We start from the raw sequence: 18,102 nt of genomic DNA on the forward strand, positions 1-18,102 counted from the left end.
AACAGGATACATGGTTTCACTTCAAGTATGTGAAACTTCACACTTGAGGCTCGCTGCCCTGGCTGCTGTGCGAGCGGGTCAGGGCAGGGGGCATGCGCCCGTGGGGGGAGGACTGATCACCGCGCCCGTGAGCGGGGTACAGGTTTGCATGCTGAACAGGTGGATCTGTCCCGCTGCGCCGCCACCGCCACCGCCGGCTCCTGAGCCAGCGAGGCCGAGGATGGATGTTCCAACGCCACCGCTCTTGGGCGCGGTGGTTCCTGCTCCACCGTCGCCTCCATCGCCCCCATTGCCGGCCTGCCCGGCTCCTCCCGCCGCGACGCTGTTGGAGGTTTCGGAGCCACCGCGTCCGTTCGCTCCGTTGTTCGTACTTCCTCCGATGCCCGTGGCCAGCTCGCCGCCTTCACCTCCTCCGCCACCGTTCGCGGTGAGGAGGGCGTCACCGGTGAGCTTCAGCTGGAAGGCCTCCAGCACCACGAGGCCGCCACTGCCGCCGCCGCCACCTCCCGCCGCGCCCGCCGGGCTCGAGGCCTGGGCATTGCCACCCAGTCCTTCCGCGGCGCTCGCGGAGATGCGCGTCGCAACGGTCAGTGTTCTGGAGACTGAGATCTGGACAGCACCTCCTCCGGCCCCACCCAGTCCGCCCCGCACGTTCGGCATGCCGCCTCCAGCCCCTCCCGCACAACCGCCGACGAGGGGCGTGGAGGCGCTACCTCGGGCGGAGCCGGCATTGCCTGACGTCGCGCCCGCGTTGTCTCCCGTACCGCCCTTGGCGCCTGAGGTTCCTCCACCCGCGCCGCCACCCCCGCCGCCTCGGCCTCCGCCATAGCTTCCGTCCTGGCCAGCGGAGCTGGAGCAGGACTGGTGGCCGCCAGCGCCCGGAAGCATCGTCCCGTTCTCGAAGCGTCCATTGACGAGGATGGGATGGTTCAACGTCGCATCCCCGAAGACGGCCAGGATGACGGAATGGGAGCCCACGATGCGCAGCGTCCCGCCCAGTTGCAGGGTGCGCACGGGGATGAGGAACGCATCGGGAAGGCCACCGGCCTGTGACACGGGCAGGACCTTGAGGTCCGCCAGGGTCAAGACGGCTTCCGGGGGCGTCCAGGTCCCGGACGATCCATTGTCGGTGTCGAACACCACGTCCCCCGTGGTGATGAGTTCCTGGATGTCCGTCGGCTGGATGTCGTTCGCGGCGAAGTTGCTCGTGGGATAGGGGAACGGCACACAGGCCCCCGTCGCGTCGCACACGCGCGGGCGCCCGGTGGGGGATTCGCCGCACGGCGTGTTGAGCTGTGCCGGATCCGTTTCAAACTGACAGGTGCCCTGGGCGACGCAGCCGCTCAGCACCTTCTGGCACACCGGGGCCGTGCATGGAGTGGGACTTCCGACACAGACCCCGCTTCCATCACAGCGGTCGGGTGTGGTGCATGCATCACCGTCCATGCAGCTCGTCATGATCGGTTTGGGCGGATAGACACAGCTACCGTTGACCGGGTTGCAGGTCCCCGTGGAGTCCTGACAGGTGCTGGCGGGGGTGGTGCACAGCACCGGAACTCCAACGCACTTCAGGTTGGCGCAGGTCGTCCCGGTCGTGCAGGGGTTGCCGTCATCGCAAGCAATGCCCGAGGGAATGGGGCCGGTCGGGACACACTCCCCCGTGCTGGGCTGGCAGGCGAGCTGGGGCTGACACACGTCAGAAGCCGTCGGGCATGTGACTGGAGTGCCACCGCTGCACTTCGCTGCCTCTCCGACACCGACGCAGACCTTGTTGGTGGCGCACAGGTCGCCGTCCGTGCAGTTCTTCAACGAGCAATCTGGATCCGCGCAGGCCTTCAACTTGTCGCAGTCGTAGTCGACCGTTTCGCTGCACTGCTCCTCGGCTCCAGGATGGACGTCCTTCTGCTCGTCATCGCAGTCGGGATCCCCGGTCCAGGTGAGGCCCACGGACGAGGGCGAGCCGTCCTGGTCCTTGTCCACCGCCACGAGCTTCACGTCGAAGCGGGCGAACTCCTTGGGCGGAATCGGGATGGGGGCCTTGCTCGGAAAGCGCTCCACGGCGGGCCCGTCGCAGCGGTTGCCCTGGATGGTCGCGAACGACGACACCGCGACGCTCAGCTCGCGGTCCCACTCAGGCTTGCGGATCACCGCGACCAGGACCTGCTTCGTCGCGTCGTTCTTGAACTGGGCCTGGACGATGTCCGTCTCGCCGCGCGGACCTTGCGAGTCCTGCACCTCCACGCGCACGCACGCAGGCTTGTAGGAGCCGTACTCCACGGTGACGCGGAGCGCGCCCTCATCAGGGGCCTTCTCGCGACAAGCGCCCAGCAGCAACACACATCCCAACAGGCAGAGCCGATACATAGCGCGGCACTGTACCCAACACGTCTCGCCCCTCCGAATCCTGTCGCGAAGGCGTGAGAGGGTGGGGTGTCACTGACAGGGAGCGGGGTCGCTGGGACCCCGGCTCCCGGGCTGCCTCCAGCGGTGGTTCAGGGCGTCTGGCAGCCGCCGACCGCAGGCGGGCTGATCACGGCTCCACCGGCGGTCGAGCAGCTCTGGACGCTGCGCAGATGGATGAAGCCGACGGCGCCTCCGCCTCCGCCACCACCGCCTTCGTAGCTGTTCTGGAGTTCGCCATTGCTGCCAGCCTGAGGCGGCGTCGTGCCCGCGCCGCCCGCGCCGCCGTTGCCAGCGCTGACGCTGGTGCTCTGTCCGCCCGCCGCCGGGGTGCTCTGGTCGTCGGCGCCGTTGGCTCCCGCGTCGCCGTTGTCCTGGTTGTTGTTCCTCGCCGTGCCGCCCTCGCCGCCGCCGCCGCCATTGGCCGTGAGCCGGGCATCATCGGTCAGGGTCACCTTGAAGGCTTCCAGCACCACGCTGCCTCCGCTGCCACCGCCGCCGCCTCCCGGCCCTCCCGCGCTGGAGCTGCCCGTGCCGCCCCCACCGCCACGGCCACTGGCGGTGATCCGCCTGGTGACGGTCAGGGTGCGCGCGACCGAAAGCTGGAAGGCGCCGCCCCCCGCTCCGCCCTTGCCCGCCATCGCGACGCCCAGCTCACCACCGTCGCCACCCGGGCAACCTCCGATGAGGGGAACCGGCGCCGTGGCCCGTGCGAAGCCGCCCGCGCCCGGCAGGCCACCGTTGTCGTAGCCCCGACCACCCGCCTTGCCCGCGGTGCCACCGCCACCGCCGCCGCCGCCTCCGCCCTTGCGGCTGGTGAACTGCCCGTTGGATCCGGTGGCGCCGCCGCATTGCTGGTTGGCCCCCGCGCCGGTCGCCATCGCGGTGCCGTTGACGAAGATGGGCTGGTCCACGGTGGCATTCCCGAACACAGCCAGGATGACGGCGCGCGAACCCACGAGCGTCAGCGAACCCCCCAGGTCCAGGGTCGCCACTGGGAGCAGGGCCACATCCGGCGCGCCGGTGCCCGGGGACAGGATCTTGAACTTGAGCTGGGCGGAGTTCTGCACGTTGCCGGGCGGATTCCACGTCAGCGTGTCGGAGTTGAGGGTCACGTTGCCAGTGGTCTTGAGCCCCTGGATGTCCGCTGCGGCGAGGGTGCTCGGATCGAAGTTGGAGGTCGGGTAGGGGAAGGGGCTGCACGCGCCGGTCGGCAGGCACACGCCCGGCACTCCCGCGGAAACGGTGCACACGGTGTTGAGCAGCGCGGGATCCGCTTCGTACCGGCAGTCCGCGCCGGTGGTGCAGACCTGCGCGAGCCGCAGGCACTGGGCCGGGGCCGCGCAGGTGGTCGGCGTTCCAACACAGGCTCCGCTCCCGTCACATGTGTCGGGCGTGGTGCACGTCAGCGCGTCATCACAGGTCGCCGTGTTCGGCAGGGGCTTGTAATCACAGACCCCCGTCGCCCGGTTGCACGTGCCGCCGGTTTCCCGGCAGATGGTATTGCCCGCCGGACACTGCATTTCAGTGCCCGCGCAGGCTCCGGCGCCGCACTTATCCCCAAGCGTGCAGGGGTTTCCATCGTCGCAACTGTTCCCCTGCGGGAACTCGCTTGGTTCGCACAGGCCCGTGGTGGGCTGGCACGTCATGCGCGCGTCGCAGAGATTGCTCGGCTGGGTGCACTGGAGGGGGGTGCCAATGCAACTGCCTTCCTTTCCTTCCCCCTCGCAGTGGTCTCCCTGGGTGCAGAGGTTGCCGTCATCACAGGCCATGGCGCGACAGCCCGACTCCTGGCAACCCACCAACGTGTTGCAGTTGTAGTCCACCGAGCCGCCACACGACTCCTTGACGCCGGGGTTGTAGGCCTTGTCGTTGTCGTCGCAGTCAGCGGCCTTGTCCCACGTGGCCCCCGAGAGATGGCCATCGCCATCCACGTCCGACGCCATGAGCTGGATGTCCCACTGGGAGAACTTCTTCGGAGGCACGGGCACCGGCTGCTCGCTGGTGCGCCGCTCCACCTCGTCGCCAGCACAGCGGCCCGCTTCGCTCAGGTCGAACGAGGACACCGTGATGCTCAGCGCCTGCTCCCACTCCGCCTTGCGGAGCACCGCGACCCGGAGCTCCCGCTCCGCGCGCTCCTGGAACTGGTTCTTGGGGATGTCCGTCCCTTCCTTGTGGCCCTGGGCATCCTGGACTTCGACGCGCACGCAGGCCGGGGGATAGGACTCGCTGTACTTCACGGTGACGCGAAGCGCGCCCTCTTCAGGGAGGGTCTCGCGACAGGCGCCCAGCAGCAACACACATCCCAGCAGGCAGAGCCGATACATGGCTCCGCAGTGTACTCAACACGCCGCCACCCTCCGAATGCCGCCACGGAGGGTAGGGTGGCCGCTGCCGACGACAGGGAGCGGGGCCCGGTGGACCCCGACTCCCTGCGGTGCGTCCGTCAGCCTCGCAGTGCGACCACGGTCACGCCGTCTCCACCCTCATGGCCCTCGCCGGGGCGGAACATGCGGATGTAGGGCGATGCGGCCAGGTGGTCGCGGATGGCCTGCTTGAGCGCTCCGGTGCCGTGGCCGTGGATGATCAACGCGGCCTCCTCGCCCCGGCGCAGGCCCTGGTCCAGGAACGACTCCAACTGCGACAGCGCGTCGTCGGCGCGCATGCCGCGCACATCGCAGCGGAAGTTCGTGGCATCCACCTGCGCGGGCGCCGCGGAGGCCGCGCGCTTGAGGGCCGCTTCTCCCTTCTGGCGCTCCGGGAACTTCGTCTGCTGGGGCTTCTTGCCGCGCGAGCCGGACAGCTCCGTCGTGGCCACCCGCATCTTCAGCGCGCCGCCCGCGGACACCACCGCCTGGCCGTCCGTCAGCTCCAGGATCTCCACGTCCCGGCCCAGTCCCGAGTGGTGCACCCACGCGCCCACCTTGAGGTTCGCGGGGCCCGGCGCCTCCACCTGGAACAGCTCCGCCTTGGCCGCCGCCGCGCGCTTCTGCGCTTCGTCCGCGCGCTGCTGCAACTGCATGCGCGCCTCGGAGAGCGACTTCTCGCTCTGCTCGGAGCGCAGCTTCGTCAAGAGGTCGCGCACCTCCTGGGCGGCGTGCTCGCTGGCCGTGTGCACGTCCTCGTTGAACTGCATCATCCGGCCCTTGCGCTCGCGCTCGAAGGCCACCTTCTGCTTCTCCAGCTCCGCGCGCAGCGCTTCGGCTTCCTTCGCGGCGATGCGCGCCTTCTCCAGCTCCTCGTAGAGCTTGCGCCGGTCGTCCTCGGCCGCCGCCAGCGCCTTGGTGAGCGGTCCGCCCGCGTTGAGCGACAGCTCGCGCGCGCGCTCGCACACGCTCGAGGGCAGGCCCACGCGCGCCGCCATGTCGATGGCGGACGACTGGCCGGCCGCGCCCATCTGCAACCGGTACGTGGGCGCCATCCGCTTGGAGTCGAAGCCCACGCGCGCGTTGAGGAAGCGCGGATCCATGTGCGCCAGCGCCTTGAGCTCTTCCAGGTGCGTGGTGACGAGCGCATACGCGCCCTTGCCCAACAGCTCCTCCAGCACCGCGATGGCGATGGCCGCGCCCTCGCGCGGATCCGTGTCCGCCGCGATCTCGTCGATGAGCACCAGCGAGTCCTGGCCCACCACCGCCAGGATGTCGCGCAGCAGCGTGACGTGGGCGCTGAACGTGGACAGGCCCTGCGTCAGGTCCTGCGCGTCGCCCACGGTGGAGTGCACGGAGCGGTACAGCGGCATTCGCGACCCTTCCGCCACCGGCACCGGCAGGCCCGCGCGCAGCATCAGCGCGCACAGCCCCACGCCCGTCAGCGTCACCGTCTTGCCGCCCGCGTTGGGGCCGGACACCACCAGCGCCCGGGCGCCCCCCGTCAGCGTCACGTCGTTGGACACCACCTCCGTGCCCTTGAGCACGAGGCGCGGGTGGCGCAGGCCGCGAAGCTGCAACTCCGTCACGTCCACGAAGATGGGCGTGGTGGCGTCCAGGTCCGCGGAGAGGATGGCGATGGCCTCCACCTCGTCCAGCTCCGCCACCGCCTCCAGGCCCTCCAGGATGCGCGAGGATTCACGGCCCACGAGCTGGCTCAGCTCCTGGAGCACCCGGCGCTCCTCCTCCGATACCTCCGACTGCGCGATGGCCAGGTCGTTGCCCAGGCCCACCATCGCCTGGGGCTCCATGAAGAGCGTCTGCCCCGTCTGGCTGGCGTTGTGGACGATGCCGTCCACCTCCGAGCGGTAGTTGGACACCACCGGCACCACGTACCGCCCGTTGCGCAGCGTGTAGTAGTTCTCCCGCAGCTTCGGGATGAACGCCTCGTCGTGCAGCAGCTCGTCCAGCCGCGTCTTGATGCGCCGGTGCAGGCCGCGCGCCCTGTCGCGGGCTTCCTTGAGCTCCGGACTGGCGCGATCGGAGATCTCTCCGTCCGGTTCAAAACACTGGTCCAGCCGGCGCGCCATTGCCTCCAGGAAGGGAAGGCGCCGGGAGATCTCCACCAGCCGGGGGACGTTCTCCCTGCGCTCGTCCAGCGCTTCCCGCGTCCTCGCGAAGGCGAAGAGCAGCTGGGCCGCGTCGATGAGCTGACGGGGCTCCAGGATGCCGCCCTTCTCCGCGTGGCCCACGGCGGTGCGCAGGTCCGTCACGCCGCCCAGGGGCATGGAGAACTGCTGCTGCGAGAGGAAGCGGGCCTCTTCGACGAGGGCCAGCGCTTCGGTGACTTCCGCCTCGGTGTCGTGGAACGGGCGGGCAAGCACTCGCTCCCTTCCTGGCTCCGTGCGACAGCGCTGCGTCAGGGCGCGGAGCACTTCCGAGAAACCAAGGTCTTCCAGCGTTCGTTGGGAGATCTGCACGGTCATGGGTTTCATGCGCGGCCGGGTGTCCGTCAAGGGGAAGTGTTGAGGTGGCCCACCTGGCTCTGCTATCTGCCGGGCATGATGTGGGTTCTCGTGGCGGCGTTGCTGACGGGCGCCTCCGACGCGCCGGCTCCTCCGGTCCTGACAGCTCCGGCGGCCCCCGCGGCTCCGGCGACGCCCAGCCCGCTCACGGACGCCCTGTCCCTGGAGACGGCCGGGAACGACGCGGGGGCCCTGGCCGCCCTGGAGCAACTGGTGCTCTCCCAGCCCCGGTGGGAGCTGCCCCGGCTGGAGGCCGCGCGGCTGCTGCTCAAGGCGGGGAGCGCCCCGGAGCTGGACCGGGCCCAGGCGCACCTGGACGCGGCTTGGCGCGAGGCTCCGGAGAACCCCCGGGTCCATTTCCTCCGGGGACAGCTCCTGGAGGAGCGCAGCGCCCCCTTCGACGCCATCCGCGCCTATGAGAAGGCGGTGGGTCTGCGCCCGTCCTATGACGATGCGCGCTTCCGGCTCGCGGGCCTCTGGGCCCAGGTGGGGGACTGGCTCAAGGCGGAGCTGCACTACCGGCCGCTGTCCAAGTCCAAGCCCGCGTGGGTGCAGGTGCGCCTGCAACTGGCGGCGGTGCTGGAGAAGCAGGGGCGGGTGCTGGACGCGGAGCGGGAGTTCCTGGCCGCGCGCGATGCCCAGCCGACCAGCCCGGGCGTCCTCCGCACGCTGGCCGCGTTCTACGACCGGACAGCCAGGCCCCAACTCGCCGCGAAGGTGAGGGCGCAGCTCGCTGCCCCGGAGAAGCGCCCCATGCGGGTGCTCAAACCTTCGAAGCGCTGACGACGCGGTAGGTTCCCCTTTGGACGGACTGGCCGTGGCGATTGCTTCGCGCGACGCGCTGCATACACTGCGCCCGCCTTGAAGACCGCCAACCTCGCCATCGTCTTCACCGACATCAAGGGCTTCACCGAACGCACCAGTCGGCAGACGCTGGAAGAGAACCAGCAACTGCTCCAGGTGCATGAGGCGTTGCTCGCGCCGCTGTTCAAGGCGTTCGGTGGACGCATCATCAAAACCATTGGCGACGCGTTCCTCGTCACCTTCGAATCGCCCACCCAGGCCGTCCTGAGTGGCATCGCCATCCAGGATCAGCTCTGGCACCACAACCGCCCGCTCTTGCCGGACGACCAGCTCCACGTGCGCGTCGCCGTCAACGTGGGCGAGGTGCGGGTGGAGGCCAATGACATCTTCGGCGAGCCGGTGAACATCGCCGCCCGCGTGGAGGGCATCACCGACGCGGACGAGGTCTTCTTCACCGAGGCTGTCTACCTGGCCATGAACAAGGCGGAGGTGCCGTCGCAGGAGGTGGGCGCCTTCGAATTGAAGGGCATCCCGGGGAAGATCCGCGTCTTCCGCGTGCCGCGCGCGCCCTACCGCGTCGAGGCGCCCTCGCCGGGCCTGGTGGTTTCCGAAGAGGAGGCCGCCGCGCTGCCGCCGTTCGGCAACCTGGCCCTGTCACGCGTGTCCGAGGAGGGCATGGACCTCAGCGCCCTGGGACATCGCGCGGCGGAGGGCGCGGCCCAGTTCGGGCAGGGCGCGGCGCAACTGGGCCAGCGCGCGGCGGGTGGCGCGGTGGTGCTGGGGCAGAAGGCGGCGAGCGGCGCGGTGGTGTTGGGCCAGCGCGCGGCGGAGGGCGCGGTGGTCGTCGGACAGAGGGCCTCGGTGCTGGGACGTCAGGCGCACACGGCGGGCAGCGCCCTCTGGGCCCGGGGGCGTGAGGCCCATGCCCAGATGACGCCCGCGCAGCGCAAGAAGTGGACGATGCTGGCGGCGGCGGTGGGCGTGGTGTTGCTGGGACTCGTCGCGGTGCTGTGGGTCCAGGGCGCCCCGATGCGCGCCATCACCGCGGTGGAAGGCACGGCGGGGATGGAGAAGACCCGGCGCTCCAACGAAGCGCAGAAGTACATCGACGCGGAGAAGGACCCGGGGCGGCGCCTGTACCTGTCCGGACGGCTCTCGGAGGCCCAGGGCAACGTGTCGGGCGCGATGGGGGACTACGGCCAGGCGGCCAAGAAGGGGAATGACGACGCTGTGTCGCGCGTCGTCTCCCTGCTGGAGCACGAGAACTGCTGGACGCGGGTCGCCGCGGTGAGGACGGCGGCGGAGCTGAAGCTCGAGGACGCGCGAAGCACGCTGGAGACCCTGGCCGAAAGTGGCGGCGACGACGACGGCCGCGCCTCCGGGAACTTCTTCAAGTCCAACTGCGATTCGAAGAAGGCCGCTGAAAGCGCGCTCAAGCGCCTGGACGCCAACTGAATTCCCCCGACCCCGCGACGCGCGTGGGACGGGACGAGGCGATGACCGTGACGAAGGTGAAGACGGGACTGGATGTGTGGGCCGCGCAGGGCTTCTCCGCGCTCAAGGGCAAGCGCGTGGGCGCCATCGTCAACCCCACCAGCGTGGACTCGCGCTTCCGCCACCTGGCGGACCTGCTCGCGGGCACCGAAGGCGTGAAGCTGGCGGCGCTCTTTGGCCCGGAGCACGGCATCCGGGGAGAGGCCCAGTACATGGTGGCCGTGGACGAGGCGCGCGACCGGCGCACCGACGTGCCCGTGTACAGCCTCTATGGCTCCACCTTCGAATCGCTCTCGCCGCGCCCGGAGTGGCTCAAGGGCCTGGACGCGCTGGTGTTCGACATCCAGGACGTGGGCAGCCGCTACTACACCTACGTCTACACCATGGCGCTGGCCATGAAGGCCGCCGCCCAGGCGCGCGTGCCGTTCTACGTGTTGGACCGGCCCAACCCGCTGGACGGGGTGACGCTGGAAGGCAACCTCGTGGGGGAGCGCTTCCGCTCCTTCGTGGGCCTGTACGCGCTGCCCAACCGCCACGGCATGACGGCGGGGGAGCTGGCGCGGCTGTTCAATTCGCAGGAGGGCTTCGGCTGTGAGCTCACGGTGGTGCCGTGCGAGGGCTGGACGCGCGACATGCACTGGAGCGACACGGGGCTGCCGTTCCTGCCGCCGTCGCCCAACATGCCCACCGCGGACACGGCGCTCGTGTACCCGGGCATGTGCCTGGGCGAAGGCACCAACGTGTCCGAGGGGCGCGGCACCTGCCGCCCGTTCGAACAGTTCGGCGCGCCGTGGGTGGACACGGACGCGCTGCTCGCTCGGCTGGACAAGGAGCGCCTGCCGGGCGTGGCCTTCCGGCCGGTGGGCTTCACCCCCACGTTCGACAAGTACAAGGGTGAGTCGTGCAGCGGGGCGTTCATCCACGTCACGGACCGGCGCGCCTTCCAGCCGCTGCGCACGGGCATCGCCATCTTCCAGGCCCTGCACGACATTGGCCCCCAGCACTTCGACTGGCGGGCGGACGCGTACGAGTTCGTGGAGGACGTGCCCGCGTTCGACCTGCTGTGCGGCACCGACCAGGTGCGTCGTGGCATCGAGGAGGGGTGGAGCCTGGAGCGGATGCTGGAGGGGTTCGCCCTCCAGACGGAGGCCTTCCGGAAGCACCGGGAGCCCGCCCTGCTGTACGCTGTGGGGCGGTGACCTCCACGTGATTGGCGTCTTCTCCGATACGCATGGCGACCTCGGTGCCTTCGACGCGGCCTATGAGCTGCTGCGGGCCAAGGGCGCGCGGCGCTTCCTCTTCGTCGGTGGGCGCTACACGGACCTGGATGAGTGGGTGCTCTGGCGCCGCCAGAAGAGCCGGGGCGGGCGCGAGTACTCCGATTCGGACTTCCTGGCGGACGTGACGCAGTGGCTGGTGGCGCCCCAGGAGGGCAGCAAGCCGCGCACGCCCGCGTATGGCGAGGCGCCCGCGGACGTGGCCTCCGAGGATGACCGGCGGCTCGTCATGGAGCGCTTCGTGCGCGTGCCGGAGCGCGACTCGCTGGCGTACCGGGACCCTGCCGTGGCGAACAAGGCCATGGACCTGGTGGGGGACACGCTCTGCTGCGTGGTGCACGACAAGAACGACCTGGTGCGCGACGACCTGCTCAACGCGCTGGTGTTCATCCACGGCAAGGAGGCGGACCCCAAGGTGGTGCAGATTGGTCCGCGCTACTTCGTGACGCCGGGCCGGTTGGTGGGCGCGGCGGAGCAGACGTGCGGCCTGTTGGAGAAGGCGGAGCGCAACCTGAGCTTCTCCGCGTTCCGGCTGGATGGGCACCGGGTGTTGCCGCCGCAGGTGCTCCAGGTCGACTCGCGTTCGACGAAGCTCACCGTCAAATAAGAGGCCCGCCGTGAAGGTCGCGCTGCTAGGAGGCTCGTTCAACCCGCCACACGTGGGCCACCTGATGGCGGCCACCTACGTGCATGCGACGCAGGGCGTGGAGGCCGTCTGGCTGATGCCCACGTTCCACCATCCGTTCGGCAAGCAGTTGGAGTCCTTCGAGCAGCGCGTGCGCATGTGCGACGCGCTCTGCCAGGAGACCTCCGGCTGGCTCCAGACGAGCCAGGTGGAGCGCGAGGTGGGCGGCGGCGGGCGCACGGTGGACACGCTGGAGTTCCTGGTGGCGCGTCACCCGGACATCGACTTCTCGCTGATCATCGGCAGCGACATCCTGAGGGACCTGCCGCACTGGAAGGACTTCGACCGCATCCAGCGGATGGCGCGCGTGCTGGTGCTCTACCGCGCGGGCTATCCGGCGCCGAACACGGTGGGGCCTCCGCTGGCGGAGGTGTCCTCCACGCAGGTGCGCGAGCAACTGGCGCGCGGCATGGAGCCTTCGGAGCTGGTGCCGGCCGGCGTGCTCAAGGTGGCGCGCGAGGCGGGCCTGTTCGGGCTGGCCGTCCCGCGCTTCCAGGCGAAGTGACTCAGAAGCTCACGCCGATGAGGTGCAGGTCGCCCAGGCCGTCGTTGAAGCGGCGCGCGTACTGGTAGAAGAACGCGAAGGCGTACGCCTGCCCCATGGTGAGCCGCAGCGTGGCGGTGCCGCCCACCGCCCCGTGGTTGTCCCGGTTGTCCGTGCGCGCGAGGGTGCCGAAGCCCTCCAGTTCGAACTGGCTGACGAAGAGGGACGGCAAGAGCCACAGCGTGGAGGCCCAGCCGTAGTCCACGATGAAGCGGTAGCGGTAGCGCGCGTTGGCGATGAGCACGTTGCGCGCTCGGATGGTGTAGTCCTCGTAGCCGCGCAGGTATTCGCTGAACGCGAGGCCTGGCTGGAGCTGGAGGGGCAGCGAACCTTCATCCGTGCTGTCGCGGCTGGTGAAGAAGGCCTGGCCCGGGAGGATGCCTCCCACTTCCAACAGGCCGTCGGGTGCGCCGGGCAGGAAGCGGGCCACGGCGGAGAGCTGGAGGTTGTCCTTGCCGGTGAAGGGCAGGCCACCCGTGAGGCCCTCCGCGCCCAGGCGCACGTCGCCCACGGTGGAGTCGCGCGAGAAGGCCTTCGGGTAGACGGCGCCGCTGAGCGACAGGCCCAGGCCGCGCTGGGTGCCGCCATAGGACGTACCCTCGCCAGCGAAGTAGGAGACGGCGGCCTCCGGACCGATGAGGCGCGTGATGAGCTGGGGACGTCGGTCGGTGGCGTCGAAGCGGCGGTCCAACGCGATCACGCCGAGCTGTACCGGCGTCGTCCAGAACGTGCGCGATGCGAACGCCGTGGCCTGGAGGTCGGTGCGGTCGGTTTCGCGGATGCGCGACGCGGAGACCTGAAGGTAGACGGGCGACAACTGAGCGTTGCCGTACGCGAGCGACACGCTGGGCTGCTCCTCCTTCGTGTCGTACGTCAGCAGCAGCGAATACGCGTGGAAGCCCAGCCGGTCCTGCCCCGCCAGCGCCACGCCGGCCGCGAGGTACGGGTCCTCTCCGTCGATGTCGCTGGGCAGGGTGTAGATGTACGGCACCCGGTAGTTCGGCACGAAGAAGCCCTCCAGCGTGGAGTAGGGCTGATCCGACAACACGTCCACGTCGCGTCCCACGACGGCCGGTGGCACCACGGGGCCGTCCAGGTCGCTGTCGGGGTCGGACGTCAGCGGCGGCGGGGCCACGGACGTGTCGGCGGGTGCCTGCGTGAGGGCTTCTGGAGTGGTGGACGGGACGCTGTTCGTGTCCTGTCCGGGGAAGTCAGCGAAGCCCCCTGGATCATCCGATGCGGGGGCACCTGACGGAGGAGGGACCGCGCTCGCGTTCGCTGCACCTGGAACGGGAGCGGTGGGGGCGTCAGTCGAAGTGGATGCTGGGTCCGCATCGCGCGGCGGCGTGTTCGCCTCGGCCACGGGTACGAGGGGCGTGCGCAGCTCGGCCAGGGCTTCGGTGAGGGGCGCGCTGTCCACGGTGAGGTTCGTGCCGTCGCGGTTGATGAACGCCACCAAGTCGCTGCCCACGGGCGCCACGTCCATCGTGAGGTGGGGCGCGTCGGTGACACGGGCGATGCGCCGGGTGGACACCGTCATCACGTGGACCTGGAGCCGGCCCTCGTGCTCGCGCAGGAAGACGAGGTGATCCGAGTCCAGCCACCGGGGCGAATAGTTGAAGAGCCCGTCGCGCGTGAGCCAGCGCAGGGAGCCGTCCGGCTCGCGCAGCACCAGCTCCCAACCGTCCTTGCCGGACAGGGGGAACACCTGACGCAGTCCCTCGGGCGACGTCGCGGGAGGGCCCAGCGCCGTGTGCGCCTGGAAGTCCGTCAGCCGCTCCTGCTGGCCCGACTCCAGATCCAGCCGCACGAGGTTGGCCGCGTCGCCGCGCACCTGCACGAACACGTAGCTCTTGCCATCCTCGCTGATGTCGCCGCCCATGCCCTCCAGGCCGTCCCACAGCCTCACGACGTCGCCCGTGCGCGCATCGACGCGCCACAGCTTCGCCGTGTAGCTGCCCACCGTGTCCACGTCCGCGCTGACCAGGTACAGCCACGCGCCGTCGCGGCTGAAGGTCATGCCACTGGCGAGCGACGGGCTGGCCAGCACCCACCTTCGTCCCGGCAGCAACTGCACCAGCGCCCGGCTGAAGCGCTCGCGGCCGTCGCGCTCGCGCACGGTGAGGTGGGTGATCTGCTCGCGGCCCACGCTCAGGAGCGCCGTGCTGCCGTCGTTCGGGTTCGCGGCGAGCCGGGAGAAGTAGCCCGCGTCCTTCACCAACACCTGCTGCGTGGCGGGGCGCTCGCGCACCTGGAGGTTCTTCTGGAGGCTTGCCTCGTACTCGCTGAAGAGCGAGCCGATGTCCTTGCCGTACACGCGCTTGAACCGCAGCGTCACGGCGATGGGCGGGATGATGGAGTTGCCCTGTTCCTCCACCAGCTTCCACAGGCGCTTCTCGCCATAGGTCCTGGCCAGGTACTCCACGAAGTGCATGCCGCTCAGGTAGTTGCCGCCGAACGGCTCCAACGCGCGGTTTTCGGGGGACAGGTAGCCCGCGTTGAGCTCCCCGCGCCGGGCCTGCACCGCGCCCTCCCACCAGCCGCGCCACACGGGGCTGTAGGGACGGCCGGTGTTCTTGCCCAGATGCCCCTCGTAGTAGGTTGCCAGACCCTCCAGGAACCAGGACTCGGTGAAGATGTTGGGCTGGAAGAGGCCACCGCTCAGGGTGTTGAGCACGTTCCAGAGGCCGCCCACCTGCTGCATCTGCACGTAGTGGACGGACTCGTGACACGCCACGTCGCCAATGTCCGTCTCACCCAACCCCAGCAGGTTGAACTGCTCCAGGGTCATGTGCTGCGGCAGCACCATCTGCTGCGGCGTGCTGGCGAACTCCGACTGGACGTAGGCGTTGTTGAAGTCCGCGCTCGTCAGGTAGACGAGGACCCGCTTGCGCTCGGCCTTGCTCCACGCCTCCGTGCGCAGGCGGTCCACGCAGCCCTCCATCCGGGCGGCGATGCGCAGGGCCGTGGGCCGCAGGTGGGCCGGGTAGTACAGCTCCAGCGACCGCGTCGTCAGCTTCTGCATGTCGTCCCGGGCGAACGACGCCTGGACGTTCTGCGGGAAACGGGGTGCGACGAAAGCACACCCGGACGTCAGCAAGAGAAGACAGGCGAGAAGGGCGGGCTGGCGGGCAGACCCGCTGGAAGCTGACATGGCGGGCATCCTAGCGGCCACAAATCGTGGCCACGAACGCGTTTTTCACGGTAAGGGATCGCGGTCGCTTCTCTCACAGGAACCCTCTCATGTCCGAACCCGCCGAGCCTCAGGCGCTCCCTGTTCCGCAGCATGTCCACAACGCGCAGCTCCAGCTCACCGCGGCGCTGGAGAAGGCCGACGGCAAGCCTGTCGATCTGGTCAAGGCGCCGTGGGCGGACGTGGAGAAGACGGTCCTCCAAGTCCTGGGCGGCAAGTTCGACGCGAACCGGCCGGAGCACCAGGCCGCGGCGCTGGGCCTCGCGGGCGGCTTCGCGCTGCGCCTCATCTCCGAGCACCAGGCCTTCTGGTTCCCCAACCGCGACTCCCCCGAAGGCGCGTCGCTGGGCTTCCCCCAGGCCATCATCATGCTGTCCCCGTTCGGGGCGGTGATGGACGCGCTGACGCAGAGCAAGTTGACGCGGCTGGACGACCTGGCCAGCGACATCCGCCGTTCGCTGGGGCAGGTGCGCTTTGGCGCGAACCCCGCGCAGCCGCAGCAGCTGGCGCCCCAGGACTACCAGCGCCTGTTCGACCCGGGCTTCCTCCAGTTCATCGTGGTGGACTCGGCCAAGGCGAAGCAGGCGCTGGAGACGAAGACGGACGTGCTCGCGCGCGACGTGCGTGACGCGCTCGGCCGCACCCAGCCGCCGCTGCCGGCGGAAGCGCGCCAGCAGTTCGAGGGGCAGATCGTCACGTCGCTCCAGCGGATGGAAGTGGGCAAGACGCTGGCGGATCAGGCCGAGCGCGCTCCCCGTCTGGCGGAGCTGATGACGCACCTGGTGGCCACGGTGGGTGGCACGGGGTCCGCGCCGGAGGAGTTCTGGCACGACGTGGTGCTGCCGCTGCTCTTCATCGGCACGCCCGCGAGCTTCCCGCCGCTGGACGAGGATGAGCTGGCGGCCTTCAAGCAGGGCGCGGATCCGCTGGCGCTCTTCGTGGACGTGGTGCCGCACGCGCACCGGGCGCCGGACGAGGGCCTGCTGGGCGCGTTCGAGATGTCGGAGATTGGCCTGGTGCACCCGGCCTTCCAGAAGGTCGGCGCGCTGCGCCTCATCCGGATCAACCCGGACCGGCTGAAGCCGCTGCTGGAGAAGTACGACCCGAACGCGACGATGGACGCGGTGCAGCGCTTCACGGAGCACGTGTCCAAGGCCGCGGGCCAGCCGGCCGCGGAGTCCCCGCAGGGCAAGGAGATGCTCCAGGCGGCGCTCACGCTGCTGGCGGACCTCAAGCGCTCCGTGTCGGTGCCCGGCGACGTCTGCCTGCGCCGCCTCACCGAGGCCGAGGCCGCGTCCGAGCAAGCCCTGGCCATCGTGCGCCGCGCCCTGCAGGGCTCGCGCATCATCCTCACGTAGTTCGTGGGGAAGGACCGGCCCGGGGAGCACGCCCGGGTCGGCGGGACGGACTTCGACGCCTGAGCGCTCAGGCGTCGTGGTTCGCGGGCCAGTGCCCCGGACCCACGTGGCTCTGGGGGCTACTGGTAGCAGGTCCACCTGTTGAAGGGCGGGTACTGGCAGTCGCACTCGCCTTCGGCGCCATTGTTCCAGGTGCAGGACGTGTAGGTCCCCGGGCGACAGAAAGTGCCGATGAGGGAATCGCACACGCCGGCGAGTTCGGAGGATTGCTGCTGGGGTTGGGAGACCTCCTCGGAGCCTTCTGGAATCGGCTCTCCGCCACAGCCCAAACCGAAGATGGAAACGACCGACGCAAACGCGAGCGCACGCAGGACCATGAGAACTCCTTCACCGGGGTGATGCTGGAGGGAACGGCGGGCGAGACGATAGCCACGGGGGCGCAATGGCTCCAGTGGGCGGAACGCACGGTGGGAGCTTTTGTCCCGCGTGCCCGCGTCACGGTTTCGTGAGCACCGCTTCCAGCGCGGCGCGTTGTTCCGGACGCAGCCGGTCCGAGGCCAGCCGCAGCGCTCGTCGTGAGAGCTGTCCGTAGAGCGGAGCGATGTCCTCGGGCAGCGCCTTCAGGTGTGCCGAGACGACGCCCGCGTCTCCCCGGACGATGGGGCCGGTGAGCCCACCCGAGCGCCCGCGTGCCTCCAGGCCCCGCAGCGCGGAGCGCATCAATGACAGCAAGGCCTTCAACGCCGCTTCGGGGTCGATGCCCGCGGCCCCCAGCGCGCCCACTGCCGCGTCCGCCAGCGCCACCAGACCTCCAGCGCTCAACACCGCGCCCGCGTGGTAGGCGGCCCGGTGCGCCTCCGGCACATCAATCACCGCGAAGCCCACGTCCTCCGCCATGCGCTGGAGCAGCGCGCGAAGGGCAGGGGAGCGGGTGCTGATGGCGGCCGTGTGGCCCTCCAGTGAGTCGCGCGCGGAGGACACGGCGCACAGCGGATGGAATGAACCCACCGTCCGGCCCTTCTGTGTCGTCAGCGCGGAGAGCGGCAGGGCTCCCGCGGTGTGCACCAGCGCCACCGTGCGAGGCAGCTCCGCTGACAGGGCCTGCGACACCGTGGGCACGGCCGCGTCCGGAACGCAGAGCACGCAGACGCGCGCCTTCTTCAGGTCCGCTATGGTCGCGGGCTTCAAGCCCAGGGCCCGGGTGCGCTCGCGGCCCGTGTCATCGCGCGAGTACACGCGCACGGGCCAGCGCTTCGCCTGGAGCGCGAGTGCGAGTGCGCCACCGAGTCGTCCGGCACCGACGATGATGACCGGAACGCGCTTCGCCTTCACCGTGGGCTGTCCCTTGTGGGTCGGAGCCATCCCGATTCGCTGTTTCTTCGTCAGGGCGCGTCCGGTGCGAACCGGAGCGGAACCGCCCGCCCCGTCACCCGCGCGTCCCTGCCGGACTCGCTGC

At 69.9% G+C, this 18,102-nt stretch carries 12 protein-coding genes; 6 read left to right on the forward strand and 6 right to left on the reverse strand.

Annotated features, from left to right (window positions below; all coding sequences use genetic code 11):
- Window positions 1-78: 78 nt before the first annotated feature.
- The 3 genes from OV208_RS38745 to OV208_RS38755 all read right to left on the reverse strand — a co-directional run bounded on the left by OV208_RS38745 (window position 79) and on the right by OV208_RS38755 (window position 7,252).
- Window positions 79-2,364, reverse strand: coding sequence for a hypothetical protein (locus OV208_RS38745; RefSeq protein ID WP_267578999.1), 2,286 nt, complete (start codon window positions 2,362-2,364; stop codon window positions 79-81).
- A 128-nt stretch (window positions 2,365-2,492) separates the two neighbouring features.
- Window positions 2,493-4,727, reverse strand: coding sequence for a hypothetical protein (locus OV208_RS38750; protein ID WP_267579000.1), 2,235 nt, complete (start codon window positions 4,725-4,727; stop codon window positions 2,493-2,495).
- Between the two features lie 119 nt (window positions 4,728-4,846).
- Window positions 4,847-7,252, reverse strand: a complete 2,406-nt coding sequence (locus tag OV208_RS38755; protein WP_267579079.1) for an endonuclease MutS2 — start codon at window positions 7,250-7,252, stop codon at window positions 4,847-4,849.
- 75 nt (window positions 7,253-7,327) lie between these two features.
- On the opposite strand from OV208_RS38755, the gene OV208_RS38760 reads away from it, so the two are divergent.
- From OV208_RS38760 to nadD, 5 genes are all read left to right on the forward strand, one after another.
- On the forward strand, window positions 7,328-8,074 hold the full coding sequence (locus OV208_RS38760; RefSeq protein WP_267579080.1) for a hypothetical protein: 747 nt from the start codon (window positions 7,328-7,330) through the stop codon (window positions 8,072-8,074).
- A 78-nt stretch (window positions 8,075-8,152) separates the two neighbouring features.
- Entirely contained in the window at window positions 8,153-9,550 is a 1,398-nt protein-coding gene (locus OV208_RS38765) for an adenylate/guanylate cyclase domain-containing protein (RefSeq protein WP_267579001.1), read from the forward strand.
- Window positions 9,551-9,597: 47 nt separating this feature from the next.
- Window positions 9,598-10,788: an exo-beta-N-acetylmuramidase NamZ domain-containing protein gene (locus OV208_RS38770; protein ID WP_420715092.1), complete on the forward strand. Its 1,191-nt coding sequence runs from the start codon at window positions 9,598-9,600 to the stop codon at window positions 10,786-10,788.
- A 7-nt stretch (window positions 10,789-10,795) separates the two neighbouring features.
- On the forward strand, window positions 10,796-11,473 hold the full coding sequence (locus OV208_RS38775; RefSeq protein ID WP_267579003.1) for a hypothetical protein: 678 nt from the start codon (window positions 10,796-10,798) through the stop codon (window positions 11,471-11,473).
- 10 nt (window positions 11,474-11,483) lie between these two features.
- A complete protein-coding gene (nadD, locus tag OV208_RS38780) occupies window positions 11,484-12,056 on the forward strand; it encodes a nicotinate (nicotinamide) nucleotide adenylyltransferase (RefSeq protein ID WP_267579004.1) in 573 nt (190 codons plus the stop codon).
- A gap of 1 nt (window position 12,057) precedes the next feature.
- Here the strand turns inward: nadD and OV208_RS38785 are convergent, their stop codons facing one another.
- A complete protein-coding gene (locus OV208_RS38785; protein WP_420715089.1) occupies window positions 12,058-15,249 on the reverse strand; it encodes a hypothetical protein in 3,192 nt (1,063 codons plus the stop codon).
- Between the two features lie 89 nt (window positions 15,250-15,338).
- On the opposite strand from OV208_RS38785, the gene OV208_RS38790 reads away from it, so the two are divergent.
- Window positions 15,339-16,646, forward strand: a complete 1,308-nt coding sequence (locus OV208_RS38790; RefSeq protein ID WP_267579006.1) for a hypothetical protein — start codon at window positions 15,339-15,341, stop codon at window positions 16,644-16,646.
- A gap of 119 nt (window positions 16,647-16,765) precedes the next feature.
- On the opposite strand, the gene OV208_RS38795 is transcribed toward OV208_RS38790, so the two are convergent.
- Window positions 16,766-17,023: a hypothetical protein gene (locus tag OV208_RS38795; RefSeq protein ID WP_267579007.1), complete on the reverse strand. Its 258-nt coding sequence runs from the start codon at window positions 17,021-17,023 to the stop codon at window positions 16,766-16,768.
- Between the two features lie 118 nt (window positions 17,024-17,141).
- Window positions 17,142-18,008 carry a Rossmann-like and DUF2520 domain-containing protein gene (locus tag OV208_RS38800; protein WP_267579008.1) on the reverse strand — a complete coding sequence of 289 codons (867 nt, stop codon included), beginning with the start codon at window positions 18,006-18,008 and terminating at the stop codon, window positions 17,142-17,144.
- Between the last annotated feature and the right edge of the window lie 94 nt (window positions 18,009-18,102).

Source organism: Corallococcus sp. bb12-1 (assembly GCF_026626765.1).
Taxonomy (GTDB): domain Bacteria; phylum Myxococcota; class Myxococcia; order Myxococcales; family Myxococcaceae; genus Corallococcus; species Corallococcus terminator.

Excerpts from the sequence above, each read along its gene's own strand:
- OV208_RS38785 (WP_420715089.1), bottom strand. The coding sequence starts at position 15,249 with ATGTCAGCTTCCAGCGGGTCTGCCCGCCAGCCCGCCCTTCTCGCCTGT.
- OV208_RS38795 (WP_267579007.1), bottom strand. The coding sequence starts at position 17,023 with ATGGTCCTGCGTGCGCTCGCGTTTGCGTCGGTCGTTTCCATCTTCGGT.
- OV208_RS38755 (WP_267579079.1), bottom strand. The coding sequence starts at position 7,252 with ATGACCGTGCAGATCTCCCAACGAACGCTGGAAGACCTTGGTTTCTCG.
- OV208_RS38760 (WP_267579080.1), top strand. The coding sequence starts at position 7,328 with ATGATGTGGGTTCTCGTGGCGGCGTTGCTGACGGGCGCCTCCGACGCG.
- OV208_RS38790 (WP_267579006.1), top strand. The coding sequence starts at position 15,339 with ATGTCCGAACCCGCCGAGCCTCAGGCGCTCCCTGTTCCGCAGCATGTC.
- OV208_RS38750 (WP_267579000.1), bottom strand. The coding sequence starts at position 4,727 with ATGTATCGGCTCTGCCTGCTGGGATGTGTGTTGCTGCTGGGCGCCTGT.
- OV208_RS38745 (WP_267578999.1), bottom strand. The coding sequence starts at position 2,364 with ATGTATCGGCTCTGCCTGTTGGGATGTGTGTTGCTGCTGGGCGCTTGT.
- OV208_RS38800 (WP_267579008.1), bottom strand. The coding sequence starts at position 18,008 with ATGGCTCCGACCCACAAGGGACAGCCCACGGTGAAGGCGAAGCGCGTT.